Origin of the sequence: Aliagarivorans marinus DSM 23064 (assembly GCF_000429485.1) — a bacterium.
Classification (GTDB): domain Bacteria; phylum Pseudomonadota; class Gammaproteobacteria; order Enterobacterales; family Celerinatantimonadaceae; genus Aliagarivorans; species Aliagarivorans marinus.
Window position 1 is genome coordinate 89,727 of sequence record NZ_AUBY01000009.1, and the last position, 26,316, is coordinate 116,042.

General features: G+C 54.3%; 22 protein-coding genes. 9 read left to right on the forward strand and 13 right to left on the reverse strand.

Annotated elements, in window-relative coordinates; translation table 11 throughout:
- Positions 1-41 precede the first annotated feature (41 nt).
- The 3 genes from rsmB to def are packed head-to-tail and all read right to left on the reverse strand — an operon-like array spanning position 42 to position 2,830.
- The gene (gene rsmB, locus G461_RS0102285; protein WP_026970616.1) at positions 42-1,358 is read right to left on the reverse strand and encodes a 16S rRNA (cytosine(967)-C(5))-methyltransferase RsmB; all 1,317 of its coding nucleotides are present in this window, start codon (positions 1,356-1,358) and stop codon (positions 42-44) included.
- Entirely contained in the window at positions 1,348-2,307 is a 960-nt protein-coding gene (fmt, locus tag G461_RS0102290) for a methionyl-tRNA formyltransferase (protein ID WP_026970617.1), read from the reverse strand. Before fmt ends, rsmB begins: the two co-directional genes overlap by 11 nt.
- A gap of 13 nt (positions 2,308-2,320) precedes the next feature.
- On the reverse strand, positions 2,321-2,830 hold the full coding sequence (def, locus tag G461_RS0102295; RefSeq protein WP_026957491.1) for a peptide deformylase: 510 nt from the start codon (positions 2,828-2,830) through the stop codon (positions 2,321-2,323).
- A gap of 98 nt (positions 2,831-2,928) precedes the next feature.
- On the opposite strand from def, the gene G461_RS0102300 reads away from it, so the two are divergent.
- The 5 genes from G461_RS0102300 to G461_RS0102320 all read left to right on the forward strand — a co-directional run bounded on the left by G461_RS0102300 (position 2,929) and on the right by G461_RS0102320 (position 7,905).
- Entirely contained in the window at positions 2,929-3,996 is a 1,068-nt protein-coding gene (locus G461_RS0102300) for a LysM peptidoglycan-binding domain-containing protein (protein ID WP_051333301.1), read from the forward strand.
- Positions 3,997-5,097, forward strand: a complete 1,101-nt coding sequence (gene dprA / locus G461_RS0102305; protein ID WP_026970619.1) for a DNA-processing protein DprA — start codon at positions 3,997-3,999, stop codon at positions 5,095-5,097.
- A 1-nt stretch (position 5,098) separates the two neighbouring features.
- The gene (locus G461_RS0102310; RefSeq protein WP_026957494.1) at positions 5,099-5,572 is read left to right on the forward strand and encodes a DUF494 family protein; all 474 of its coding nucleotides are present in this window, start codon (positions 5,099-5,101) and stop codon (positions 5,570-5,572) included.
- 142 nt (positions 5,573-5,714) lie between these two features.
- Positions 5,715-6,287, forward strand: a complete 573-nt coding sequence (locus tag G461_RS0102315) for a DNA topoisomerase family protein (RefSeq protein ID WP_026970620.1) — start codon at positions 5,715-5,717, stop codon at positions 6,285-6,287.
- Positions 6,288-6,582: 295 nt separating this feature from the next.
- Complete coding sequence (locus tag G461_RS0102320) at positions 6,583-7,905, forward strand: anaerobic C4-dicarboxylate transporter (protein ID WP_026970621.1); 1,323 nt, start codon at positions 6,583-6,585, stop codon at positions 7,903-7,905.
- Between the two features lie 85 nt (positions 7,906-7,990).
- Here the strand turns inward: G461_RS0102320 and metE are convergent, their stop codons facing one another.
- Positions 7,991-10,273, reverse strand: a complete 2,283-nt coding sequence (gene metE, locus G461_RS0102325) for a 5-methyltetrahydropteroyltriglutamate--homocysteine S-methyltransferase (protein WP_026970622.1) — start codon at positions 10,271-10,273, stop codon at positions 7,991-7,993.
- A 121-nt stretch (positions 10,274-10,394) separates the two neighbouring features.
- Here metE and G461_RS0102330 point away from each other — a divergent pair, with 121 nt between their 5' ends.
- Positions 10,395-11,270: a LysR family transcriptional regulator gene (locus G461_RS0102330; protein WP_026970623.1), complete on the forward strand. Its 876-nt coding sequence runs from the start codon at positions 10,395-10,397 to the stop codon at positions 11,268-11,270.
- A 4-nt stretch (positions 11,271-11,274) separates the two neighbouring features.
- Here the strand turns inward: G461_RS0102330 and glnG are convergent, their stop codons facing one another.
- The 4 genes from glnG to glnA form a co-directional block, all read right to left on the reverse strand.
- Complete coding sequence (glnG, locus tag G461_RS0102335; protein WP_026957499.1) at positions 11,275-12,684, reverse strand: nitrogen regulation protein NR(I); 1,410 nt, start codon at positions 12,682-12,684, stop codon at positions 11,275-11,277.
- Positions 12,685-12,693: 9 nt separating this feature from the next.
- Positions 12,694-13,737: a nitrogen regulation protein NR(II) gene (gene glnL / locus G461_RS0102340; protein WP_245587138.1), complete on the reverse strand. Its 1,044-nt coding sequence runs from the start codon at positions 13,735-13,737 to the stop codon at positions 12,694-12,696.
- An 84-nt stretch (positions 13,738-13,821) separates the two neighbouring features.
- Positions 13,822-14,358: a DUF4124 domain-containing protein gene (locus G461_RS0102345; RefSeq protein ID WP_026970625.1), complete on the reverse strand. Its 537-nt coding sequence runs from the start codon at positions 14,356-14,358 to the stop codon at positions 13,822-13,824.
- Positions 14,359-14,473: 115 nt separating this feature from the next.
- Positions 14,474-15,880 (reverse strand): glutamate--ammonia ligase, encoded by a 1,407-nt coding sequence (glnA, locus tag G461_RS0102350; protein WP_026957501.1) that lies wholly within the window; start codon positions 15,878-15,880, stop codon positions 14,474-14,476.
- 476 nt (positions 15,881-16,356) lie between these two features.
- On the opposite strand from glnA, the gene typA reads away from it, so the two are divergent.
- Positions 16,357-18,183 carry a translational GTPase TypA gene (gene typA, locus G461_RS0102355; protein ID WP_026970626.1) on the forward strand — a complete coding sequence of 609 codons (1,827 nt, stop codon included), beginning with the start codon at positions 16,357-16,359 and terminating at the stop codon, positions 18,181-18,183.
- A gap of 68 nt (positions 18,184-18,251) precedes the next feature.
- Here typA and G461_RS0102360 read toward each other — a convergent pair whose 3' ends face one another.
- Positions 18,252-19,163 carry a LysR family transcriptional regulator gene (locus G461_RS0102360; protein ID WP_026957503.1) on the reverse strand — a complete coding sequence of 304 codons (912 nt, stop codon included), beginning with the start codon at positions 19,161-19,163 and terminating at the stop codon, positions 18,252-18,254.
- Between the two features lie 229 nt (positions 19,164-19,392).
- On the opposite strand from G461_RS0102360, the gene G461_RS0102365 reads away from it, so the two are divergent.
- Positions 19,393-19,893, forward strand: coding sequence for a CBS domain-containing protein (locus G461_RS0102365; protein ID WP_026957504.1), 501 nt, complete (start codon positions 19,393-19,395; stop codon positions 19,891-19,893).
- A 146-nt stretch (positions 19,894-20,039) separates the two neighbouring features.
- Positions 20,040-21,566 (forward strand): hypothetical protein, encoded by a 1,527-nt coding sequence (locus tag G461_RS0102370; RefSeq protein ID WP_026970627.1) that lies wholly within the window; start codon positions 20,040-20,042, stop codon positions 21,564-21,566.
- Positions 21,567-21,632: 66 nt separating this feature from the next.
- Here the strand turns inward: G461_RS0102370 and G461_RS23040 are convergent, their stop codons facing one another.
- From G461_RS23040 to G461_RS0102390, 4 genes are all read right to left on the reverse strand, one after another.
- Positions 21,633-22,622, reverse strand: a complete 990-nt coding sequence (locus G461_RS23040) for a GGDEF domain-containing protein (protein ID WP_157360215.1) — start codon at positions 22,620-22,622, stop codon at positions 21,633-21,635.
- Positions 22,623-22,782: 160 nt separating this feature from the next.
- Positions 22,783-23,088, reverse strand: coding sequence for a YqfO family protein (locus tag G461_RS0102380; protein WP_026970628.1), 306 nt, complete (start codon positions 23,086-23,088; stop codon positions 22,783-22,785).
- A gap of 8 nt (positions 23,089-23,096) precedes the next feature.
- Entirely contained in the window at positions 23,097-24,545 is a 1,449-nt protein-coding gene (gene cls, locus G461_RS0102385) for a cardiolipin synthase (RefSeq protein WP_026970629.1), read from the reverse strand.
- Between the two features lie 82 nt (positions 24,546-24,627).
- Positions 24,628-26,181, reverse strand: coding sequence for a SulP family inorganic anion transporter (locus G461_RS0102390; RefSeq protein ID WP_026970630.1), 1,554 nt, complete (start codon positions 26,179-26,181; stop codon positions 24,628-24,630).
- Between the last annotated feature and the right edge of the window lie 135 nt (positions 26,182-26,316).

The following is a 26,316-nucleotide window of genomic DNA, read 5'->3' on the forward strand; positions in this document are numbered from 1 at the left end:
CGCGAAACGCAACCAGCGCTTGCTGATTGCGTTTCATCTGTCTATTCGCCTTGCTTGCGCAGCTTGGCGTAGTAGAAGCCATCCATGTGCTGTTCGCCGGGGAGTAACTGCCATCCGGGCTGGGTGACGCTCTCGCCATCTGTTACGGGAACCAGTTTGGCATCGTCGGTTTCTGCCAAGAAGCGCGCCACTTGCTGGGCATTCTCCTGCGGCAGTACCGAGCAGGTGGCATACAGCAATACACCGCCGGGTTTAAGTTGTTGCCACATCGCGCGCAGGATCTTGCCCTGCAGGTCTACCAGCTCATCGATATCCGAGGCGCGGCGCAGCCATTTAATATCCGGGTGGCGGCGAACCACGCCAGTGGCCGAGCACGGCGCATCCAGCAAGATGCGATCGAAGGGCTCACTGTTCCACGCGTCCGGTTGGCTGGCATCGGCACACAGCAGCTCGGCTTGCAAACCAATCCGCTGTAAGTTTTGCTCAACCCGTTGCAGTCGTTGGGCATCGGCGTCGATGGCCATCAAGTGCGCCAGCTCAGGCTGTATCTCGAGGATATGGCAGGGTTTTCCGCCGGGGGCTGCACAGGCATCGAGTACCCGCTCACCCGGTTGGGCATCTAACAGGCTGGCTGCCATCTGGGCGGCGCCATCTTGCACCGAGCTATGGCCTTGTTCAAAGCCGGGCAGCTTGCCGACCGGCTGAGCCTTGTGCAGGCGGATAGCTTGGGCAGCGCGTTCACACAAAGAGGCCTCAATCCCCTGCTCTGCCAACAGCTGCTGATAGGCGCTGGCACTATGGTTTTGCGCGTTAACACGCAGCCACATCGGTGCCTGCTGGTTGTTCGCGGCAACAATGTCTTGCCACTGGTCTGGGTAGGCCTGCTGTAGCTGCTTACGCAGCCAGCTTGGGTGGCAATCTTGCAGCTTGTCGTTCTGCTCGAGGGCTGAAACTAGTTGATCTTGTTGGCGCTGGGCGCTGCGTAGCACGCCATTGATCAGCTTCTTGAGATGAGCAAACTTCAGGTCGCGGGTCGCTTCAACCGTTTCCGACAGAGCAGCATGGGCCGGAATGCGCATATAGAAAAGCTGGTACACACCAACGATCAACAGGAAGTGGGCGCTGCGCGATTTGCCGGTGAGGGGGCGCTCCATCAGTTGTTGGATCACCCACTCCAGGCGCGGTAGCCAGCGTAGTACACCGAAGCAGATCTCTTGCACCAAGCCATGGTCTTTGACTTCGACTTGGCCGAGTAGCCGAGGCAACACGGCACTGAGCGATTGGCCTTGATCGACTACCTGAAACAGGGCCGATGCCGCCGCGGCGCGCGGGCTAAGCTGACGTGGCTTATTCGCCATCGGTTAGCTCCAGTTGCGTGCCCGGGGTGAACCATTCTTTACGGGCGTTAAGCAGATCGGCGGCAGCCATCGCCTTCTTGCCGGGGATCTGCAGGCTCTCCAAGCGCAGCGCCTGCTGGCCGGTAGCGACGATGATGCCCTGCTTGTCGGCACTGATAATGGTGCCGGGGGCGGCATCGCCTTGATACTCCGCCACGCTGCTTTGCCACAGCTTGATGTTCTGGTCTTGCAGGGTGAAGTAGCTCACCGGCCACGGGTTAAAGGCGCGTACGCAACGCTCGATAAACGCGGCGTCTTGGCGCCAGTCAATACGCGCTTCCTGTTTGCTGAGCTTTTTGGCGTAGTTGGCTTGCTCATCATCTTGCTTGACCGCTTGGATGCTGCCGTCGCTGATACCTTCAAGGGCCTTAAGCAGCGCAATCGGGCCGGTTGCGGCCAGTTTCTCATAGAGGCTGGCGCTGGTGTCGTTGCTCTCGATGGGCAGGCTGTCTAGCAGTAGCATATCGCCGGTATCCAGGCCTTCATCCATTTGCATGATGGTGACGCCGGTATCGCTGTCGCCTGCCCAGATAGAACGTTGAATGGGCGCAGCCCCGCGCCAGCGCGGCAGTAGCGAGCCATGCACGTTGATACAGCCCAAGCGCGGCGTGTCCAGCACCGCTTTAGGTAGCAGCAGGCCGTAGGCCACCACCACCATCAGATCGGCGTTGAGCGCGGCCAGCTCATCTTTGGCTTCCTGAGACTTAAAGTTCTCAGGTTGGTATACGGGAACATTGGCATCCACCGCCAGTTGCTTAACCGGGCTAGCTTGGAGTTTTTTACCGCGACCAGCCGGGCGGTCAGGTTGGCTGTATACAGCGATGACGTCGTGTTCTGAGTCGAGCAAGGCCTGCAAATGGCGAGCGGCGAAATCCGGAGTACCGGCAAAAATGATTCGCAATGGGGTCACGATGTTCTCCAGATTAGGCGCGTTTGCTGCGGCGGGCGAGCTTCTCAAGTTTGGCGCGAACCCGCTGGCGCTTGAGTGGGCTCAGATAATCGATAAACAGTTTGCCTTCGAGGTGGTCCAGCTCGTGCTGAATGCAGATCGCCAGTAGGCCATCGGCGTCAAGTGACTGTTCGTTGCCATCGGCGTCGAGGTAGTTCACGGTCACTTGCTGAGCGCGCTCAACTTGGGCACGGTACTCGGGGACTGACAGGCAGCCCTCTTCGTTAAGCTCAACCCCATCTTTGGCGACGATGGTTGGGTTGACCAATGCCAGACGTTGGTCTCGTGTTTCACTCACATCGATAACCACGATGCGTTGGTGAATGTTGACCTGTGTCGCAGCCAGCCCTACTCCTTCCTCGGCATACATTGTTTCGAACATATTTTCGATAGTAATTTTCGTATTATCGTCAATACTTTTAACAGGTTGCGCAATAGTTCTCAGACGTTCATCGGGAAAGCGCAGTACTTCAAGGACGGCCATAGCTAATGTTTTTTGCTCGATATAGATAAGAATTGGGTAATTTTAGTCATTTATTAAGCCGAATTACAGCCTTGATAGGCAATGGGCAAGGATTGCACATGAAAACAGTCGTAATGGCACTGGTATGTCTGCTGAGCGCAGTGAGCGTATGGGCCGATCAGTTGACCTTAAAACCGGATTTCCCCGACCGCTATGTGGTGAAAAAGGGCGACACCCTGTGGGATATCTCGGCGCTCTATCTCAACTCCCCATGGAAGTGGCCGCGGCTGTGGCAACATAACCCGCAAATCGACAATCCTCATTTGATCTACCCCGGTGATGTGCTCACCCTGACCATTATCGATGGCGAGCCGCGCTTGGTGCGTAAACCGATGCTGCACATGTCGCCCACCTCACGCCTCAAGCCCAAGGAGCAGCCGATTCCCACGCTGCCACTGTCAGTGTTAGCGCCTTTCTTAAGTCGTGACCATGTGATTGATAGTGAGTTGCTGGAAGGCCTGCCCTACGTACTGGGCGACAACGATGCCCAGACCCGCATCGCCATTGGCCGCCCGGTGTATGCGCGCGGTGAGGTTGAGCAGCAGCGGTACTACGGGGTCTATCGGGTTGGCGAGCCCTATGTCGATCCAGAAAGCTCTGAGGTGCTCGGCCATGCAGTGACGTTTTTGGCGATCGGCCAGGTGGTGGGTGCCCACCATGATCATATCAGCGAGTTTCGGGTTATCGACATCCGCCAGGAGATGCGCCAAGGCGATATCTTGCTGCCCCTGCCAGAGCAAGATCAGCTGCCAGTCTACTTCACCCCACGCCAGAAAGACCTCAGCAGTGATGGCCTGATTGTCGCCTCGGCCAACGATAACTCGGTGTTTAGCCGCTACGACGTGGTGCTCATCAACAAAGGGGCACGCGATAGCATCGAGGCGGGAGACATGTTCTCGATAGCCCAACCGGGCAAGTTGATCGTCGATAAGCCTGCGCGTAAGAGCTACCAAGAATCAGCGAATGCCTTCGATCGCCTGTTCAACGACGACCAGCAGCTGGTTGCCCTACCCCGCGAAAAGGTCGGAGAGCTGATGGTGTTTAAGGTCTACGACAAGCTAAGCTTTGCGATTATCACGGAGAGTAAGATCATTATGTATCCACAGTTTTTGGTTGAGAGCCTATAGGTGAGCAAGCGGCTGAGCGTTGAGCAAGGCCTGATTCTGGACAGCATCCCGCGTTTGGGATGCTCCACTTTGCAGCGCTTGCTCGATGGCCGCCCTCCCCAGTACTTGTTCGAGGCCAATGATGCGGCGCTGGCTGAGCTCGGCATGAACGATAAGCAGCGCCAAGCGCTGCGAAGCCCTCCCATGGCGCGGATTGAACGCTGCCTTGAATGGCTCGAAGCCGCCGAACACCATCTCTACAGCTTTTTCGACAGCGACTACCCCGAACCCTTAAAGCACATCGCCAGCCCGCCACTGCTTCTGTTTGCCAAGGGCCGGCCCGAGTTAATGACGCGCCCTCAGCTTGCGGTGGTGGGAAGCCGCCATGCCAGCTGGAGTGGCCAGAAACAGGCAGAGCGCTTTGCTAGTGAACTTGCCCTGCAAGGGCTAACTATCACCAGTGGCTTGGCCTTGGGGATTGATGCAGCGGCGCATCTGGGGGCGCTTAACGCCAGACCCGATGGCACCATCGCAGTGGTCGCCACAGGTCTGGATTTGGTCTATCCCAAGCGGCACTTAAAACTGGCCCATCGAATTGCTGAACAGGGCTTAATACTTAGCGAGTTCTGGCCGGGGGTATCGGCCAAGGCGCAGCACTTTCCGCGGCGCAACCGGATTATCAGTGGGCTAAGCTTGGGCGTATTGGTGGTGGAGGCGAGCTTGCCCAGTGGCTCGTTGTTAACTGCCAATTATGCAGCAGAGCAAGGCCGTGAGGTATTCGCCATTCCGGGCTCGATTGATGATCCGCTGCGTGCCGGCTGTCATAAGCTTATTCAGGAAGGAGCCAAACTGGTGGCTGATCCGGTCGATATAGTAGAAGAGCTGCTGGATTTTTCACCAATCGAGGAGCAAGTATCGACAAACGAGGATCTGGAAGATAACAAAGCATTGCCAAATGCGGGTTTGTTAGATAGCGTTGGATATGAGGTTACACCTATCGATCAGGTGGTAGCCCATAGTCAACGCCCTGTTGATGAGGTTCTGGCTCAATTGGTTGAGTTAGAAATACGAGGTGTAGTGGCCGCAGTGCCAGGTGGTTACGTCAGACTGAGGAGGAACTAACATGTTTGATATCCTCATGTATCTATTTGAAACCTACATCCATAGCGATGTGGAATTGATGATGGATCACGATGAGCTTACAGAGGAGCTAAGTCGCGCTGGTTTCCACAAGGAAGAGATATACAAAGCTCTGGATTGGTTGGAAAAGTTAGCTGCCCTTCAGGACAGCGATACACAACCCTACCTCAATCCCTCTGAACGCCCTTCATTGCGCGTTTATACCGAGCAAGAGATGGCGCGTATCGATGTAAGCTGTCGCGGCTTTATTCTGTTCTTAGAACAGATGCAGGTGTTGAACGCCGAAACCCGCGAAATGGTGATCGATCGTGTGATGGAGCTCGACGGCCCCGAGCTGGAGCTGGAAGACCTGAAATGGGTCATCCTGATGGTGTTGTTCAATGTCCCCGGCAGTGAGAACGCCTACCAGCAAATGGAAGAGCTGTTGTTCGATTTAGGCGACGGCGCCGTTCACTAGGCATATCGCTTAGCCCACATTAAGCCGATTAGGCTTACGTGATGCGTTAGATTCGCCGGGATTCCCGGCGAGTAGATTCGTTTCACCTAGTTTCCAGCCAGGGTCGGCGTTACACTTAGCCCATTCAAGCTGGGAGTTGGCCATGTCTAAGATTGACCCGAAGTTGTTTTCAGCCCACGAGCATGCCCTCGAGAAGGCCTATCAGGTCTGCCCGAAGTGTGGCGGCGAACTGGTGCATCGGCAGAGTAAAGCCGGCCCCTTCCTGGGTTGTAGCCAGTACCCAAGTTGCGATTATAAGCGTTCGCTGCACTCCAACGACCATTCTCTGGAAAAGCGCCTGCCCGGTACCGAGTGCCCGGAGTGTGGTGAGGAGATGATGCTGCGCCAAGGTCGCTATGGCATGTTTATCGGCTGCAGTAACTTCCCTGAATGTCAGCACATCGAGTCTGCCCAGCCCAAAACCGAAGAGACCAAGGACATTCGCTGCCCCTCCTGCAGCAAAGGATCTATCGTGGCGCGCCAGTCGCGTTATGGCAAAACCTTCTACGCCTGCGATGCCTACCCCAAATGTCGCTATGCGGTGAACGACAAACCACGCGCAGAAACCTGCCCGGATTGTGGCTGGGAGTTGCTGGTGGAAAAACAGTATGCGGCTGGCATGTTTAAGATCTGTCCGCAGAAAAGTTGTAACTATAAAGAAAAGATCGAAGACTGATTTTGGCTAGCACAGTCCTGCGCTAGTTCTTCCTCCGTTAACACACATCATTTGAGTGTCATCTGCCCTTGGCTGTACAAACTATGCACAACCAAGGCCTGGCGGCGACTTGTCAAAATTGGCTGATGTCACAGCTCCGCAACAATGGTTAAGAAGTTAATGATCTCGGTCAATCGCTCGTTATTAAAAATTGATCTTTGGTTATTTAACGGTATAAATATCGCCCTAATGGAATGTTACTAGAGGATCAGAGTGGAATTGATTCATAACGCAACATGAATATTTGAGGGCACCAATGTTCTGGATCCACTTACTTTTACTGCTGACCGTGATTTTTGTCGGTATTCGCTACGGCGGTATCGCGTTCGGTCTGCTTGGCGGCTTGGGCGTATCTGTCATGACCTTTGTGTTTGGCATTACTCCTGGTCAGCCTCCTATCGGCGTAATGCTGATCATCTTGGCGGTAGTTGCTGCCTCAGCAACCCTTGAAGCCACTGGCGGCTTGAAGCTGCTGGTACGTTTTGCGGAGCGTCTGCTGCGTAAACACCCTGAGCACATCGTCTACCTTGGCCCACTGTGTACCTACACCCTGACCGTTCTGGTGGGTACGGGTCACTCGGTCTACCCACTGCTTCCAGTTATCTACGACGTATCTTACAAAAAAGGTATCCGTCCTGAGCGCCCAATGGCGATGGCTACTGTTGCCTCGCAGATGGGTATCACTGCTAGCCCAATCGCGGCGGCGGCTGCGGTGGTTATGGCAACTGCGGCTGACAATAGTCTGGATATCAACCTGGTTAACGTATTAATGGTTACCATCCCTGCAACCCTGGGTGGTCTGTTGATCGGTTGTACCTGGAGCTTGAAGCGCGGTAAAGACCTGGACAAAGACCCAGAGTTCCAAGCGCGTCTGCAAGATGAAGAGTTCCGCAACAGCCTGGTTGACCCAGAGCAAGAAGGCAACGCACAAGACAGCGCCAAGCAAGAGCAAACTGCTAAGCGTGGCCTGAGCGTATTCCTGCTGGGTATTCTGTCGGTGGTTATCCTGGCCCTGTTCAGCAAGCAATTGCTGCCAGAAGGCGTAGGCATGTCGGTAGCGATTCAGTTCATGATGCTATCTGTGGGTGCGGTTATCCTGCTGGCGACCAACATCTCGCCTAAGCGTATCGTTAGCTCGAACGTGTTTACTGCCGGTATGAGCGCGGTGATTACCATCTTCGGTATCGCCTGGTTCTCTGACACCATCATCGGTCACCACAAGCCTTACATCATTGAGATGGTAAGCGGCATGGTGAACGTATACCCATGGACCTTTGCGATCGCGATGTTCGTGATTTCAGCCTTCCTGAAATCGCAGGCTGCGGCACTGACCGTGGCACTGCCACTGGGCTTTGCCCTGGGTATCGACCCGGTAGTACTGATTGGTGTGCTACCAGCGTGTTACGCCTACTTCTTCTTCCCATTCTACCCAAGCGATCTGGCAGGCATCAGCTTCGACCGTTCAGGTACTACCCGTATCGGTAAGTACGTACTGAACCACAGCTTTATGCTGCCTGGCTTTATCGGTGTAGGTTCGGCGACCGTACTGGGTTACTTCATCTCGATGATGGTTAACTAGTTCAGTATTGGCGTGAAAGCCGTTCGTTAAGAAGACTGAGGGGAGCGTGATGCTCCCCTGTTTCGTTTTTACCCGGCTGGGCTGGCTAGCTGGCGTGTTGCGCCCGCAACTGCTTGGCCGCGGCTACCATGTTCTCCAATGCCGGTAATACCTCTTGCCACTGGCGGGTTTTCAAGCCGCAGTCAGGGTTTACCCACAGACGCTCTAGCGGGATATGCTGAGCGGCTTTTTGCATGAGTTCTACCATCCATTCAGTCTTGGGCACGTTGGGGCTGTGGATATCGTACACGCCCGGGCCAATCTGGTTGGGATAGGCGAACTCTTCAAACACTTCCAACAGCTCCATATCCGAGCGTGAGGTTTCGATGGTAATCACATCGGCGTCCATGGCGGCGATGGAGGCGATGATGTCGTTAAACTCCGAGTAACACATGTGAGTGTGGATCTGGGTGGCATCGTCCACGCCGTTGGCGCACAGCTTGAACGCGCCCACTGCCCAATCCAGATACTCCTGCCATTGTGCTTGGCGAAGCGGCAAGCCTTCACGCAGCGCCGCTTCATCGATCTGGATGATGGCGATGCCGGCTTGCTCCAGGTCCAGCACCTCTTGGCGGATTGCCAAGGCCAGTTGCTGACACACTTGGCTGCGCGGCAGATCGTCACGTACAAACGACCAGTTAAGCATGGTGACCGGGCCGGTGAGCATCCCTTTCATCGGCAACTCGGTTTGGCTTTGCGCGTAGCGGGTCCACTCGACGGTCATCGGCTCAGGGCGCGAGATATCGCCAAAGATAATCGGCGGCTTCACACAACGGGAGCCATAAGATTGCACCCAACCGAGTTGGCTAAAGGCATAGCCAGCCAGCTGCTCACCGAAGTACTCAACCATATCGTTGCGCTCGGCCTCGCCATGCACCAATACGTCCAAGCCAAGCTTGTGCTGCTGCTCAACATCATGATTGATCTGCGCTTGCATTGCTTGCTGGTAGTCGTGCTGGTCTATGCTGCCTTGCTTAAAGTCCCGGCGCAGCTTGCGGATCTCGGCGGTTTGAGGAAACGAGCCGATGGTGGTGGTGGGGAACAGCGGCAGTTTGAGATGCGACTGTTGCTGTTCGCTGCGCTGGGTATAGCCTTGGTGGCGCTCCAGCATCGCCGGGCTTACGTTACTACAGGCCTGCTTAACCGCGGCATTGTGCACTCGCGTTGACAAGGTTCGTGAGCTTAATGCGTAGGCGTTGTTCAGTAGAGCTTCAGATACACTGCTACGCCCTTGGTTGAGGGCCTTACCCAGCACTTGCAACTCTTCGAGTTTTTGCTGGGCGAAGGCCAGCCAGCTCAGCAGTTCGTCATCGAGCTTTTGCTCCTGAGCCAAGTCGACCGGTACATGCAGTAGCGAGCAGGATGGTGCTAGCCACAAGCGATCGACCAGGTCATTGGCCAGTGGTTCCAGCCATTCCAGCAGGGCATTCAGATCGCTCTTCCAGATATTGCGCCCATCAACCACCCCCAGCGATAGCACCTGCTCGCTGGAAAGTTGCGATAGCAGCTTAGGTACTTCGGCCTTAGCGCGCACGGCATCTAAGTGGAAGCCTTCAACCTTAAGTTGAGGCAGCAGGGCAAGGTTGTCTTGCAGCTCACCGAAGTAGCTGGTGAGTAGTAGTTTCGGGCGAGTGTTGCTATCGGTTTGGTAGGCATCCACCAGTGCTTGCTGCCAAGCGCTACTCAGCTCTGTCACCAAGATCGGTTCGTCGATCTGTACCCATTCGACGCCGTGTTGTTTTAGCTCGCTCAGAAGCTGTTGGTAGACGCTTAGCAGTTGTGGCAGCAAGGCGAGCTTATCGCTGTCATCTTTGCTCTTGCCCAACCACAAATAGGTCACTGGACCGAGTAGTATCACCTTCTGAGCCACTTGTTGCTGCTTGGCCTGCTCGACTTGAGTAAGTAACTGGGCACTGTTCAGTGAGAACTGGGTGTCAGCGCTAAACTCCGGCACCAGGTAGTGATAGTTGGTATCAAACCACTTGGTCATCTCGGCGGCAGCCAGGGTTGATGAGGCATCGTCCTGCGGCGCCCTACCCCGGGCTGAGCGAAAATACTGCTGATACCACTCGCCACCGAGCTTGGTGACGCGCTTAGGCAGATTACCCACCAATAGGCTGGTGTCCAGTACATGGTCGTACAGCGAGAAATCCCCTACCGGAACCAGATCCAAGTCCTGCTGGCGCTGCCAGTTTTGATTGCGTCGCGTGGCTGCCTCATCGAGTAAGGCATTGAGGTTTGATTCGCCGCGCCAGTAACGCTCTTGGGCGAATTTAAGCTGTCGGGCTTCGCCAATGCGCGGGAAACCGAGGTTATGTAAACGTGCCATGTTAATCCCTTTACTTATTGGTCAGTTGTGTTCGTTGTAGAACTTGTTGCTTGCAGTCTAGGGCTTTGAATCAATGAAAAATAATGGTAATAATTCAACAAAACATGAATGGAGTTCATGAATGATTGAGCGACAACATTTGCAAATCGTGCGCGAGATCGAACGCTGCGGCTCATTGACGCAAGCCGCCGATTCGCTGTTTCTGACCCAGTCCGCACTCAGCCATGCAATGAAGAAGCTGCAGCAGCAACTCGGTGTGGCGCTATGGCACAAACAGGGGCGCAAGTTGCAGTTCACCCCGGCGGGGAATGAGCTGCTTAAGCTGGCTCAGCGCTTGCTGCCCCAGCTGGAACACAGTGAGCAGCGTCTGCAAGCGATGGGGCGTGGTGAGCAGGGCCAATTGCGCATCGGTATGGAGTGTCACCCCTGCTATCGCTGGCTACTCACCGTGGTGGAGCCTTTTTTGGCGCGCTGGCCTAAGGTGGATGTGGATGTTAAACAGCAGTTCCAGTTTGGTGGTATGGCTGGGCTGTTTGCCCACGATATCGACTTATTGGTTACCCCCGACCCAATTGAGCGCAAGGGCCTTAGCTTCACCCCGGTGTTTCACTATGAGCAGGTGTTGGTGGTGGCCGAGGCGCATCCGCTGGCGGGTCTACCCCATGTAACACCGACACAGCTTAATGGCGAGGTGCTGTTTACCTACCCGGTGGAAGAGGCGCGGCTCGATGTATTCAGCGGGTTCTTATTACCTGCAAACTGTCGCCCGAAACGGCATAAGACCATTGAGGACAGCGACATTATGCTGCAGTTAGTCGCGGCGAATCGCGGTGTGGCGAGCCTACCGCGCTGGATGGTCGAGCAAAGTGCCCAGCAGGGGATTGAGGCAGTGCCTTTGGGTGAGCAGGGTTTGTATAAGCAGATCTATCTGGGCATCCGCAGTGAGGATGCCCAGCTAGATTATGTACGAGACTTTATCGAACAAGCCGCGGGTTAGCGGCTTAGGCCTCTACGTCGAGCTCTTTAAGCTTGCGGGTCAGGGTGTTGCGCCCCCAACCGAGCAGGCGAGCTGCTTCTTGCTTGTGGCCGTGGGTGTGCTCTAGCGCGGTGGTCAGCATAATCCGCTCAAAGTCTGGCATGGCTTCGCTAAGGATGTCGCTTTGTCCGGCCAGCAGCTGCTGACTCACCCAAGATTTAAGCAGTTGGCGCCAGTTGCTCTCGCTGTTTTCTGCCTCGCTTTCCGCCTCGGTTTTACTTAGCTCCGGCGGTAAGTCGTTCGGTAGTACCTCTTGGCCACTGGCCATTACCGTCAGCCAGCGACAGACGTTCTCTAGCTGGCGCACGTTACCCGGCCACGGCAGCTGCATCATAAAACGCTGGGTGTCTTGGTGGAGCATCTTGGTTTCAACGTTCAGCTCCTTGGCGGCTTGCTCAAGAAAGTGCTTAGCTAAGGCGGGAATATCTTCACGGCGTTCATTCAGCGCCGGTAAGTGAACGCGGATGACGTTGAGGCGATGGAACAGGTCTTCACGGAACTCGCCGGCCGCTACTTTTTTCTCCAGATTTTGGTGGGTCGCGGCGATAATCCGCACGTCTACCTGTACCGGACTGTGGCCACCCACGCGATAGAACTGGCCATCGGCGAGAACACGCAGCAGGCGGGTTTGGATATCCAGCGGCATATCGCCGATTTCGTCAAGGAACAGGGTGCCGCCATTGGCTTGCTCGAAGCGGCCGTGTCGCACGTTTGCAGCGCCGGTAAATGCACCTTTCTCATGGCCGAACAGTTCCGACTCAATCAAATCCTTGGGGATGGCCGCCATATTTAGCGCGATAAAGTTGCTGGTGGCGCGGGGGCTGTGCTTGTGCAAGGCGTGGGCAACCAATTCTTTACCGGTACCGCTTTGGCCGTTGATCAGTACGCTAATTGACGAGCGTGACAGGCGGCCAATGGCGCGAAATACTTCCTGCATCGCCGGCGCTTCGCCGATAATCTCTGGGGCATCGGCCTGTTGGCTCTGCTGCTGGTTAGCGCTGCGCTGCTCTTTGGCCACGCTTACTGCGCGGGTTGCCAGCGCCACTGCCTCGTCGATATCGAAGGGCTTGGGCAGGTACTCGAAGGCGCCACGTTGGTAGGCGTTGACCGCGCTGTCCAAATCCGAGTGGGCGGTCATAATAATTACCGGCAGATCCGGGTAGCGCCCTTGGATCTGTTCGAGCATGGTCAGTCCGTCGATACCGGGCATGCGGATATCCGAGATAATGACTTCTGGCTGCTCGTAGTCGAGTTGCTGCAGCATCATTTCTGCATCAACAAAACTTACACAGGTGTAGCCCGCTGCTTTGAGGGCTTTTTCCAGCACCCAGCGGATCGAGCTATCATCATCTACTATCCAGATACTTGCAGTCATGGTGCATCCTTAGCGTCGTAGCGGCAGGTGAATGGTGAACTCCGTGTGACCGGGCCAACTCGCGCATTCAATCTTGCCTTTGTGCTGATTAATTAGGTTTTGCGCAATCGACAGCCCCAGACCGGTGCCGCCTTTACGGCCAGTCACCATGGGGTAGAACAGGGTGTCGAGTAATTCTGTGGGGATCCCCGGGCCGTTATCGGTAATTTTCACCTCGGCGGCCAGTCGGTAGCGCTTTCCTGCAATGGTCACTTGATGGGCAGTACGGGTGCTGATAGTGACCTTGCCACCTTCGGTTTTCAGCGCCTGGATGGCATTCTGCGCAATGTTTAAGAAGGCTTGCTGCAGTTGCTCATGGTCCATCTCAAAGTCAGGGATGCTGGGGTCGTAGTCGCGTTCTATCTCTATGTTGGCAGGAAGATCCAAGGTGAGCAGTTGGCGCACCTTCTCCAATGCCGAATGTACGTTGTGCATCTCATGCTGACCGGGGCGCTGTGGCCCGAGTAGCCTGTCTACCAAGTTACGCAGACGATCGGCCTGCTCAATGATAATGCCGGTAAACTCGCGAAGTTCTGGATTAACCAGCTCCTTTTCCAGCAGTTGGGCGGCGCCGCGCAAGCCACCTAAGGGATTCTTGATCTCGTGGGCCAAACCGCGTACCAACTCTTTTGCCGCCTGTTGTTGGGCGTGTTGGTAGAGCTCTTGGGAGATCTTCTTTTGCTGACCAATGGCACGTAGCTCGAGCAAGATCTGCAGTTCATTGCTTTGGCTGGGGACGGGGGTGGCAGACAGCTCAACCAAGGCGTGGCGCTGATCAAACACCAAGGTGACTTCGTTGTCGGTGAAGCTTTGACCGGATTGCAGTACGGTGCTGATTTTACTCAAGTCCAGCGAGCTATGGGTAATGTGCTCCTGCAGCAAGGTGTGCTCTAAGCGGTTGGCGCTTTGACCGAGCAGGTGTTCCGCAGAGGCGTTGACATAGCAAATCTGAAATTGGGTATCGAGCAAGATGATAGCGGTGATCTGGCTATCCAGAACCAAACGCTCTTGAATCGTCATAGACGTTACTCTCCTCCTAAGATGCCCCAATTTGGTGCAGCTGCACTTAGTTTAACCACTTTAACGGAGAGTCTGCAATCAGCCTCCCCCGAGAGGTGCAATAACAGGGCGTTGTTGCGTAGCTCGGTGCATGTACACGGTGATGGCTTGAGACGATGCAATTTTCTTGCCCGTTGTATCAACCAGCTCTACCGCTAGTAAATGCTCGCCTCGCTCAACATTGGTGAGGCGGAACTGTCCATTTTCATGCAGTCGTCCTTGGGGATCCCCATTGAGGAGCAAGCGGTAGCGTAAACTGGAGGGGGCGGGAGGATTAGTGGTGGCGCGCACAACAATAGTGCCCTGATTGTCGCGGAGCGTTTGCTGATCTTGCGGTTGAGCGATGCTGACCTGGTACTGCACTATCGTGGCAGCATCACTGCCGGCTGGGGGACGTGGCACCGCGATGGGGCCTTCGCTGATCGGCGGGGTAACATCTACGTCGATTTGCTTAGCACCCTCTCTGGGCTGATCGCTGTAGTGCAGGTTGCCCTGTTCATCGGTCCATTGATAAACGGTATCAGCGGCAGCACTCAAGATAAGCAATAGCCCCATTGATACGATGGTTCGCAACATAGCAGTCCCTGCCGGATAGTCTTTGATAACTTTACGTTGGAAGAATCGCCCACAAAAGGCAATAAAAAACCCGCCATATGGCGGGGTTTTTGAAGCTTCGCTGATAAATCGGCGATTAAACGCTGTAGTACATTTCGAACTCAACTGGGTGAGTGGTCATGTTCAGGCGCTCAACTTCTGCTTTCTTCAGCTCGATGTAAGCATCGATTGAATCGTCAGAGAATACACCACCTTCGGTCAGGAAGGCGCGGTCTGCGTCTAGTGCAGCCAGAGCTTCTTCGAAAGAAGCAGCAACTTGTGGGATCTCAGCCGCTTCTTCAGCAGGCAGGTCGTACAAGTCTTTGTCCATGGCATCGCCAGGGTGGATCTTGTTCTTAATACCGTCAAGGCCAGCCATCAGCATTGAAGCAAAGGCCAAGTATGGGTTCGCAGTTGGATCTGGGAAGCGAACTTCGATACGGCGTGCTTTAGGTGATGGTACCACTGGGATACGGATAGAAGCAGAACGGTTACGGGCAGAGTAAGCCAGCATTACTGGAGCTTCGAAGCCAGGAACCAGACGCTTGTAAGAGTTGGTAGAAGCGTTAGCGAAAGCGTTGATGGCTTTAGCGTGCTTGATGATACCGCCGATGTAGAACAGAGCAGTTTCAGACAGGCCGCCGTACAGGTCGCCAGCAAACAGGTTAACGCCGTCTTTAGCCAGGGACTGGTGACAGTGCATACCGCTACCGTTATCGCCAACTACTGGCTTAGGCATAAAGGTCGCAGACTTGCCGTAAGCGTGAGCAACGTTGTGAACAACGTACTTGTAGATTTGGATTTCGTCAGCTTTTTCAACGATAGAGTTGAACAAACAAGCGATTTCGTTCTGACCAGCAGTTGCTACTTCGTGGTGGTGAGCTTCAACAGTTAGGCCCATCTCTTCCATAACCAGACACATTGCTGAACGCAGGTCTTGTGAAGAGTCAACAGGTGCTACTGGGAAGTAACCGCCTTTAACGCCTGGACGGTGACCGGTGTTACCTTCTTCGTAAGGCTTGTCAGAGTTCCAAGATGCTTCTTCAGCATCGATTTTGTACATAGAACCAGACATGTCAGTCTTGAACTTAACATCGTCAAACAGGAAGAACTCTGGCTCTGGGCCGAAGAATACTTCGTCAGCGATGCCGGTAGAGCGCATGTACTCTTGAGCGCGCTTAGCAACAGAGCGTGGGTCACGGTCGTAACCTTGCATGGTTGCTGGCTCTAGAATGTCACAACGGATGTTAAGAGTTGCTTCTTCAGTGAATGGGTCCAGAACCGCAGTAGCTGCGTCAGGCATCAGAATCATGTCTGATTCGTTAATACCTTTCCAACCAGCGATAGAAGAACCGTCGAACATTTTACCTTCAGAGAAGAAATCTTCGTCGATTTGGTGATGCGGGATCGATACGTGCTGCTCTTTACCTTTAGTATCGGTGAAACGCAGATCAACAAACTTAACTTCCTGCTCTTTAATAAGTGCTAAAACTTCAGCTGACATGTTTTAAACCTCCAGTGTCATCAAAATAGATGGCTCGAACTCAATTATTCTGTAATAGCTAACAAGGTGCTTGGCATAAGCAAGCTAAAAACATGCCACCTTTTATTACTCTGATTTTATTGAGATTGTCGAGCCAGATGTCCAATTTAGTGCAGTCGAGCGCACCAATTTGGAAAGCTTATGCACTCTAATGGTGCAATGCGATTGGGCGCTGCGCAAATATGATACTCGAAATAAGTATTAGAAAAATAGTGCTGCTTTTACTGAACAAAAAATGCGTGGTACTTGCAGTTAGCGGCTTGTGTCCTGGGTGGCTTTTCTGCCCCTCGCAGGCTTGCTGACAAAAATCGCTTAAAAAGAAGACGTTGATCACAATTGCCGCTATACTCCGCCCTCAATAATGCACCGTGTCTGTCACGGTAGAAACCAGCGGGGCCCTGCATTGGGGTAGCCCATCATATTTAGGCGAACAATTTATGTCTGTCCAACTAGAGAAACTGCGCAATATTGCGATTATTGCGCACGTTGACCACGGTAAAACCACCCTGGTAGACAAACTACTGCAACAATCCGGCACCTTGGAAACCCGCGGTGATGCCGAAGAGCGGGTGATGGATTCCAATGATCTGGAAAAAGAACGTGGTATTACCATTCTGGCGAAGAACACCGCCATCGAGTGGAACGACTACCACATCAACATTGTAGATACTCCGGGACACGCTGACTTCGGTGGCGAAGTAGAGCGGGTTCTGTCGATGGTGGATTCGGTTCTGCTGCTGGTGGATGCCCAAGAAGGCCCAATGCCGCAAACCCGTTTCGTAACCCAAAAAGCCTTTGCTCAGGGCCTGAAGCCGATCCTGGTTATCAACAAGATCGACAAGCCGGGTGCTCGCCCTGACTGGGTAATGGACCAAGTCTTCGACTTGTTCGACAACCTGGGCGCGACCGACGAGCAGTTGGACTTCCAAGTGGTTTATGCCTCAGCTCTGAATGGCTGGGCCAGCATGGACGAAAGCGAGCAGGGCGAAGACATGGAGCCGCTGTTCCAAGCTATCGTTGATAATGTTGCTGCACCTGATGCCGATCCAGAAGGTGAGTTCCAGATGCAGATCTCTCAGCTGGACTACAACTCTTACGTAGGCGTTATCGGTGTTGGCCGCGTGACCCGTGGTAGCGTGAAGACCAACCAGCAGGTAACTGTGGTGGGTGCCGACGGTAAAACCCGTAACGGTAAAGTCGGTCAGGTTCTGGGTTACTTAGGCCTTGAGCGTCACGAAACCGATCAAGCACACGCTGGTGATATCATCGCGATTACCGGTCTGGGCGAGCTGAAGATCTCTGACACCATCTGTAGTCAAAACGCCGTTGAAGCGCTGCCTCCACTGACTGTGGACGAGCCAACTGTGACCATGACCTTCCAAGTGAACACCTCTCCGTTCGCCGGTAAAGAAGGTAAGTTCGTAACCTCGCGTAACATCCTGGAGCGTCTGCAACAGGAGCTGGTACACAACGTAGCGCTGCGCGTTGAAGAGACCGATGATCCGGATAAGTTCCGCGTATCTGGTCGTGGTGAACTGCACCTAGGTATCTTGATCGAGAACATGCGTCGTGAAGGCTTCGAGATCGCGGTATCGCGCCCTGAGGTAATCCTGCGTGAAGTGGACGGTCAACTGGAAGAACCTTACGAGACTGTGACCATCGACGTGGAAGAAGAGAACCAAGGTAGCGTGATGGAGCAGATCGGTCTGCGTAAAGGCGAACTGACCGACATGGCGCCAGACGGTAAAGGCCGTATCCGTATGGACTTTATGGTACCTAGCCGTGGTCTGATTGGTTTCCAAACCGAGTTTATGACGCTGACCTCTGGTACTGGTCTGCTATACCACACCTTCGATCACTACGGCCCACACAAGGGCGGTACCATCGGCCAGCGTAACAACGGTGTGCTGATCTCCAACGGTGCGGGTAAAGCCTTGACCAATGCCCTATTTAACCTACAAGAGCGTGGTCGCCTGTTCATTGGCCACGGTGTTGAGGTATATGAAGGCATGGTGATCGGTATCCACAGCCGAGATAACGATCTGACCGTGAACCCGCTAAAAGGTAAGCAGCTGACTAACGTACGTGCTGCCGGTACCGACGAAGCGCAGGTACTGACTCCACCGATCCTGATGACTCTGGAACAAGCGCTGGAATTCATCGATGATGATGAGCTGGTGGAAGTGACCCCAGAGAACATCCGTATTCGTAAGAAGCACCTGACCGAAGCGGATCGTAAGCGCGCCTCTCGCCCAGCTAAATAAAGCTTGGAAAAGCGTCGCATATAGAAAAGGCAGCCTCGGCTGCCTTTTTAGGTTTTGGCTTCAATCCTTTATACAGGTTGTTCGCGCAGCCGGCCCTCGGCAATCTTCTGCGCTTCCTGACGCACACAGTCGCGCAGGGCGTTCACCCCACTTTCAGCGCGCCAGATAAACGATAGTGGCCGCTCCATATTCAGCGGTGGCACTTTTAATGGCACCAGCTTGCCTGCCGCGATCTCGCCGCTCACGTCTTGGTAAGGCAGGCAGGTCAGGTAGTCGCCGGCGCTGACCAAGCGCTTAATCAATTTGACGCTGTCGTACTCGCGCCAGATATCCAGATCGTCGATATGGCCGTGCAGGGCACTCTCGAAGATCTTACGCACCCCCGAGCCAGACTCACGTAACACCCATTTGGCCTGTTCCAATTGGTTAAGACTGATCCGCTTAAAGCGGGTATAGGGGTGCTCCGGGCCTGCCACAATGGTGAGGTAGTCACGGCACCAGACTTCTTGATGGATGCGGTTGTCGTTGCACTGGCCCTCGATGACCCCCAAATCATATTGATAGTTGCGTATCCCCTCGATCACCTGCTCGGTGTTGCGGGTATCCATGTTCACCCGTACCTCCGGATACTCCCGGTCAATATTGCTGATCACTTCTGGAAACAGGTGTTCGGCGGCGGTTAGGCTCACCCCGATATTAATGGCGCCACTGATGCATTGCTGCTGGGCAAAGCCAAACTCGATCTGCCGGGAGTTAAACAAGATGCTTTCGGCGCGTGGGCGCAGCCACAGGCCCCAACTGGTCAGGCTCACCCCCTTGGAGTGGCGCTCGAACAACTTGTGCCCCAGTGAGCGCTCTAGCTGGTTGAGCGCCATGCTGGCAGCCGATTGGGTCATTGCCAAAGACTCTGCCGCCTGGCTGACGTTACCCGAGAGGGCTGTTGCTTCAAATACCGCAAGTTGCTTTAACGAAAAACGCATAGTGATGGAGCCTGATAGTCGATTTTTGATGATTCAGTACAATTTGCGAGCGAGTATCGCACATTTGCCATCAGAGAAATTGATACCAGATCAAAGCAAAATGAATTGTTAAATTAAGATAATTCCAAGTAACATCTGGCGAAAATTTGATATGGCAACATTTATTGCTGCTGTTTTGCTGAGTCCAGCATCCCGATGCCCATCGGGGAATTTTAAGTAGAGAGAGACAGTGTTAGATACGATCTTAGTTCGCGACATCATGGCGCGGGCTTCTGTATGTCTGCCATCCGATGTGTCACTAGGCGAAGCCCTGGAGACCTTGGAGCAGGCGCAACAGGAGTGTGCCCCAGTAGTGAACAGCGATGGAGAGCTGCTCGGTATTTTTTCTTTGCAAAACTGGCTGGTAGAGCTTTGGTGTCAGGACTACACCCCGCTCGCCAACGACCTCAAGGTGACTGAGCTGATGAGCAGTGACTTTGAAAGCACCAAGCCTGGCGACAGCGTGCTGCAACTAGCTGAATTTATGAGCATTGCGCACGAACAAGTCTATCCAGTAACCAGTGACGGCATGCTCACCGCTACGGCAGCAGCACTGCTACCGCTGCGCGAGCGAGCCAGACGCAGCGCCACATCCCGACCCGCCAAGGTGATGGTAGTGGAGCACGGCAAGTTGATGGGTGAGATCACCCGTCAGCAAGTGGTTGCGCTGTTGCGGGATAAATTAAATTGATAGGACAGTGAAAACTGGCCACCTTCACACTCCGTCACTCAGCCTGGTGAGCATATCGCCGTCAGAATCGCTGCGTTTCGGCGCCTGATGAGCACAAGTTCACGGGCATTCTTGTTTAACTTTTACTAATAGTTGGTTGAAAAATAATGGAACAGCTGTTGCACGTTTCAGCGTTTAATCATTTCTTTTTGGCGATGAGTATCGTCATCACCATGGTACTGGTGTCCCGTGCTGTGGTAGCCGGTACTAAGTACTCGTCGTTGTTGTTAATTGTGGTATTCGGCCTGGCCATGGGCTCGCTGCTGGTTCACAGCGGCATGGCTGGACCGGGTCTGGCTGAGTTCCCAGCAATCTTGCTGGTGGGTCAGACTACCGTGATCGCCCTGATTGCCTCGTTCTTCGTGGGCGGTCAGGAGATTAACCGCCTGCTGTCGAAAAAGCAGCATAGTGATGACCACTTTGTGCCTTCTCAAGAAGAAGCCATTGTCGGTACCAGCAGTACTCAGCTGGTATACATCATCCGCGCCTTCTTCCTGCTAATCGGTATTGAAGCCACTTACGTGCTGCTCTCTGGCCGTGCGCTTAACTTCCCATTGGGTGACTCTTACCTGCTGCTGGCTTACATCAGCCTGGTAGTGGCGATCATCTTCATCGATAACAAGGCGAAGTTTGCCAGCAAGCAGGTGTATATCCGCAAAGGTCTGGCTGAGATTGTCGCGATTGTATTGGTGCTGAAGGCCTCGCTGTTCTTGTCGTCGATGGTGGAGTCGGTGATTGCACTGCCGCAGATCTTCTTTGCGATGATCCTCTCATCGGGCTTGGGTGCGCTTATGCCTAAGTGGAAACTGGGGCCAACCATGAACGCGCTGCTGTTTGCCGGTATTCCTGTGGTATTGGCCGCCAGCTTCTTGGTGGGTGGCTCGCACATGATTGAAGCATTCAGCCTACCGGGTCTGCAAAGCGTGATGCTGTTTGGCTTCTCGGGTCAGATCTTCTGGATGTTCGGTGGTCTGGCACTGCTTATCTTCCTGGGCCAAGCGAACCACGTACGCAACCTAGCGCCGGGTATGGCGGGTGGTCTGTCTCACTCAGGCCTGACCGGTGCGTGTAACGCTGGCGACTTCGGTGCCACTGCAGCATCACGTGCACCGATCATGATTAACGTACCGTTTATTGGCCACATCTTCGTATTCACCATCTTGGCGGCGAGCGCAGAGCGCGGCAGCATTATGCTGCAGTGGACCTTGCCACTTATCGCGGCTGGTATTGCCTTTGTTGCTCTGGCACTTAAAACCTTGCGTGGTGCTAACGGTGAAGCTGCTACCGAGGTGAAAGGTCTGATGCAGTTCTCGTTGGGTTGGCAGATCATTGCGGTATTCGGCAGCTTCACCGCGCTGAACGTTGCCGGTATGTCGCTGGATCATGTATCCATGTCAGCGTCTTCGGCCATGTCGCACTTCGGTCTGTTTGCCGCTATCCAGAACGGTATGTTCGGTGACAGCGCTGCTAGCCTGATTACCTTTACCTTCGCGATGACCTTCCTGGTTCACCCGCTGGTATTTGGTCTGTTTGGCCGCGCCACCGAAAACCAAGGCCGTATGGCTGAGAAAGTGGTATTTGCCCTGGCGGCAATCGGTTTGACTGGTGTGCTGTACTCGCTGTTTACCATCTAAGGCTAACTGTCGTAGATAGTGCTAAGCCAAGCCTCCGGGCTTGGCTTTTTTGTATCTGCTGGGCGCCTAAGCACTCAGATTCTGCGAATCACTACCACTGGTCCGATAGCAATGCTTACCCGCACGCTTCGCTTCATAGAGCGCATCGTCGGCTTGGATGAGCAGGCGGTCTATGTCCTTGCGCTTCTCGTCGCAACACAGGCCCATACTAATGTTGATGGTGATGTTTGTGTCGCCTACGATCAGCGGTTGCTTGGCTAAATGAGCGAGCAGGGCTTGCGCCAGTACACAGGCATGCTGGGTGTCTGGGCAGGGCCAAATCATCGCAAACTCATCCCCGCCCATACGGGCAAACAAGGCATCGTAGGGCTGTTGCTGTTTGAACTCGTTGGCGATATGGCATAAGGCTTGATCGCCAACCGGGTGTCCGTAGTTGTCGTTGATCTGTTTGAAATCGTCGATGTCGAACATCAGTACCGCGATCGGGCTGTGCTGTTGGCGCATCGGCTCAAACTGACGCTCCAAGGCACGCCGATTGAGGATGCCGGTCAACTCATCGGTGTTAGCCATAGTGAACAAGCGCGATTGATAGTGGTGAATATCTCTGATAAACAGATGACCGGTGATGGCCAGTAATACACAGCTGGTGATAAATACACTGACTAGCATCTCATTCTGTTCTTCTGGGCTAAGTATCACCATGCTGCGTCCTTGATAGCTAAACACGATCAGCGCGAAGCACAGAGCAAGCAGCATGACTAACCAGCGGGTGAGTTGTTGTGGCTTGGGCCAAAACAAAAAGGCCACCGGAAAGGTGATCAGCAAGTGCCAGTAAACCCCTGAGCCGATACCGAAGATGTAGGTAGAAGTCAGGGTGATATCGAAGCTGAATACGGTGAAAATCCACAACTTGGCAAATTCGTGCCAGCGCAGGTGATTCCAAAGCAGCGTGGTGAAATAGGCGAGCGTTAGCAACCCGAGGTACACCGAGATGAACAGGGTGCTGATGTCGAAACTAAGTGCTTGAAAGATGCCATTAATCGTTGTCAGTGGCACAGCCCAAAGCGCCAACAAGTTTACGATGCGGGTTGGATACTGGTCTTCGTGCGCTTGTTGCGCCGTGCCGATGGCTAAGATGCGTTCAACGTGGGCTAACAGAAGCAGTCCTTGCAGGTTTAGCGGTTATGTTAGTTAGTGTAGACCTTGGTTAATGCTCTCATAGCAATGCGATAAACTGGTAGGCTGGCGTTTCATAAGGATGGGCACTCAGCAGTGCTTGCTCGACAGCATCTTTGAGGGCGGCTTCGAGTACTAACTCCACTTTAAATTCGGTGAGCACTTCCACTTTGCCTTGTTGGCCAATGAAGGCATCAGCGCCAGCCAGTGGACGAAACTGTCCGCGACCTTCGGTAACCCAGCAGCAACTGTCGTAGTTGCCAATGCGACCGGCACCGGCGGCGAATACCACCTGCTTAGTCGCCTCAAGATGGGATTCGGGAACAAAGAACTCAAGTTTGATCATGGGGGCTCCTAAAGTAGCGGGCTAATCAGGTGAACAAAGTTCTCGGTGATGCGCCGGTGTAAGGGCCGCTTACGCCAACGCAACAGCTCAACCAACTCACTACGTGCGCGGTAGCTCTGGATAATCCGGCACAGATCGGCGCAGTACTCTTGATCGTCGATGATGCTAGTCACCTCAAAATTGAGGGTGAAGCTGCGCATATCCAAATTGACCGTGCCAACCAGCGCGACACTGTTGTCGATCAGCAGGCTCTTGGTATGCAGTAGCCCATCATTAAATTGATAGATCTTCACCCCCGCTTCCAACAGTTCCTGATAGAAGGAGTGGCTGGCATAGCGCACTAAGCGAGAGTCGTTACGCTTGGGCAGGATCAGTTGCACATCCACCCCACGCAGCGCGGCGCTGACCAGTGCGGTGTGCAGGCTTTCGTCGGGCACAAAATAGGGCGTGGTGAGGATGATCTGGCTGCGCGCCACATAGATGGAAGTGAGCAGCAGGCGCAGGATATGTTCACCGAAGATACCCGGACCAGAAGGCAGCAGTTGCACGGTTTGGTTACCTGCAGGAGCAATCGAGTTTAGCTTGCTGAAATCTTCCAGCACGCTGATGCCGGTTTCCATCTCATAGTCGTAGGCAACGATGGCATCGAGGTTGGCAGCCGCCGGTCCTTTGATGCGAATCATCAGGTCGACCCACTGGCCGAGCTGAGGGTCGCGATTAAAAAAGCGTGGGTCCACCAGATTCATCGAGCCGACGTAGGCAATCCGGTAGTCGATGGCAATAATCTTGCGGTGCAGCCGCAGATCGATCCGTTGCAGTAGCATCCGCAGTGGGTTGGCGTGCAGCGCCTCGACCAGTTTTACGCCATGCTGGCGCAGCTGCTCGCTCCAGGGCGAGCGCAGAAAGTTACGCGAGCCCACCGAGTCGACTAGCAGAATCACTGCTACCCCGCGCTGGGCGGCATCGCACAGGGCTTGCAGGCACTGATCGACCAGCCCGCCGGTCTCTACAATGTAAAACTCGAGCAAGATCCGCGATTCGGCATCATCGATATCCTGCTTTAGCCGCTGTAGTGCCTGTAGCGAGTCATCGTAGTTCTCCAGCTTATTGCCGGTGGTAATCGGCAGCCCCAGTAGGCCTTGGGTGAGGCGGTTAAGTGGTTCGGCGGTGGGTGACTGGGCGGTTTCAGTGGTGAAGGCCGATTGGCGTGAACGGTTGATATTGAGCTTGTACTTGCGCTCCATATTGCGGGCGCGGCGGGCACGAAAGCGGCCCAAGTAACGCTCACCAAAGGCTTGGTAGCAGACCACCCCTAGCAGCGGAATGGCGTAGATCAGGAGTAGCCAAGAGAGGGTGACCCCAACCGGGCGGCGTTTGAGAATGACCTGCACGGTGGTTGCGCCAACCATTAAGGCATAGGCTGCGACAACCAACCAAGAGAATACGGTTGAAAACACTCAGCCTCCGCACTAACCGTTTAATAGCTCGAGTCTACTGGCTAGGCTTTGAGGCTGACAAGTATTGTGTTGCAGATCTGCCTTAGCCCAGCAGATCGTCGGCCACTTTGTAGCTGGGATCTTCGATGTAGTTCACCTCGATAAGATCGCCGGCCTTGCGCAGTAGGCGCTTGCAGTCGGGGCTTAGGTGTTTGAGGTGCAGTTGCTTGCCTTCCGCTAAGTAGCGCTCTGCCAAAGTGTCGATGGCATCGATGGCGCTATGGTCCACCACTCGCGAGCGAGCAAAGTCGATCACCACATCTTGAGGGTCGTTCTTGGCATCGAACAGCTCTAAGAAGTTAGCGGTGGAGGCGAAGAACAGCGGGCCGTTGAGTTGGTAGGTTTTGCTTTCGCCGTCGATGGTGGAAATCGCATGGATCTGCTTGGCGTGTTTGTAAGCGAACACCAGCGCAGAGACAATCACCCCAACGAATACCGCAATGGCCAGATCGGTGAAGATGGTCACCACGGTCACCAGTACGATCACGATAAAATCAGCCCTTGGCACCTTGCGGAACATGTTCAGGCTGGCCCACTCGAAGGTGCCCAACACCACCATAAACATCACGCCGACCAAGGCGGCCAGCGGGATCTGCTCGATAAGGCTGGAGCCAAACAGGATAAAACACAGCAGCGCGAGAGCGGCGGTAATGCCCGACAGGCGACCACGGCCACCGGAGCGAATATTAATCATGCTTTGGCCGATCATCGCACAGCCGCCCATGCCACCAAACAAACCGGTTACCACGTTGGCAGTACCTTGGCCGATGCACTCGCGGTTACCGCGGCCACGGGTGTTGGTCATCTCATCGACCACGGTCAGGGTGAGCAGCGATTCAATCAAACCAATCGCCGCCAAGATCAGTGCATAGGGGAGGATAATCTTTAGCGTTTCTAGATTAAACGGCACGCTGGGGATGGCAAAACTTGGTAGGCCGCCGGCAATTGAGCTCGCCGGATCGCCAGTCATGGAGCGGACAAAATCCACCACGGTGCGCGTGTCCAACGCGGCGAGCTGAACCAGCGCCGTCACGCCAACAATCGCCACTAGGGAAGCGGGTACCGCGGTGGTCAGTTTGGGCAGGAAGTGAATCACCGCCATGGTCAGCGCAACCAAGGCGAGCATGGTGTAGAGCTGAGTGCCTTGCATCCACTGTAGTTGGCCGTCTAAATCCGGGATCTTAAACTGCCCAAGCTGGGCCAAGAAAATCACGATCGCCAAGCCATTCACAAAGCCGAGCATCACTGGATAAGGCACCATGCGGATAAACTTACCGAGGTGGAATACCCCGGCGAGGATCTGCAGTATCCCCATCAGCACCACCGTGGCAAATAGGTACTGCACGCCGTGTTCGGCAACCAGTGCCACCATTACCACCGCCAGTGCGCCGGTTGCGCCAGAGATCATGCCCGGACGACCGCCCATGATGGAGGTAATCAGGCCCACCATAAATGCTGCATACAGGCCCACCAAGGGTTCTACTCCAGCAACAAAGGCGAAGGCGACCGCTTCTGGCACAAGGGCCAACGCGACCGTTAGGCCGGAAAGCAGATCGTTTTTGACACTGACACCCTTAAACTGGGGGAACTCGAACATGGTTATATCCCTATCATGACTGTGGTTGGCTTCGTAATACGAAATCGCCGCGAGTCTAGCATCTTATGTGATCATCATCAAAAAAAGCTGATGCTTTAATCTTCTGATGCAATCCCTTAGATCTCCGCAAGAACT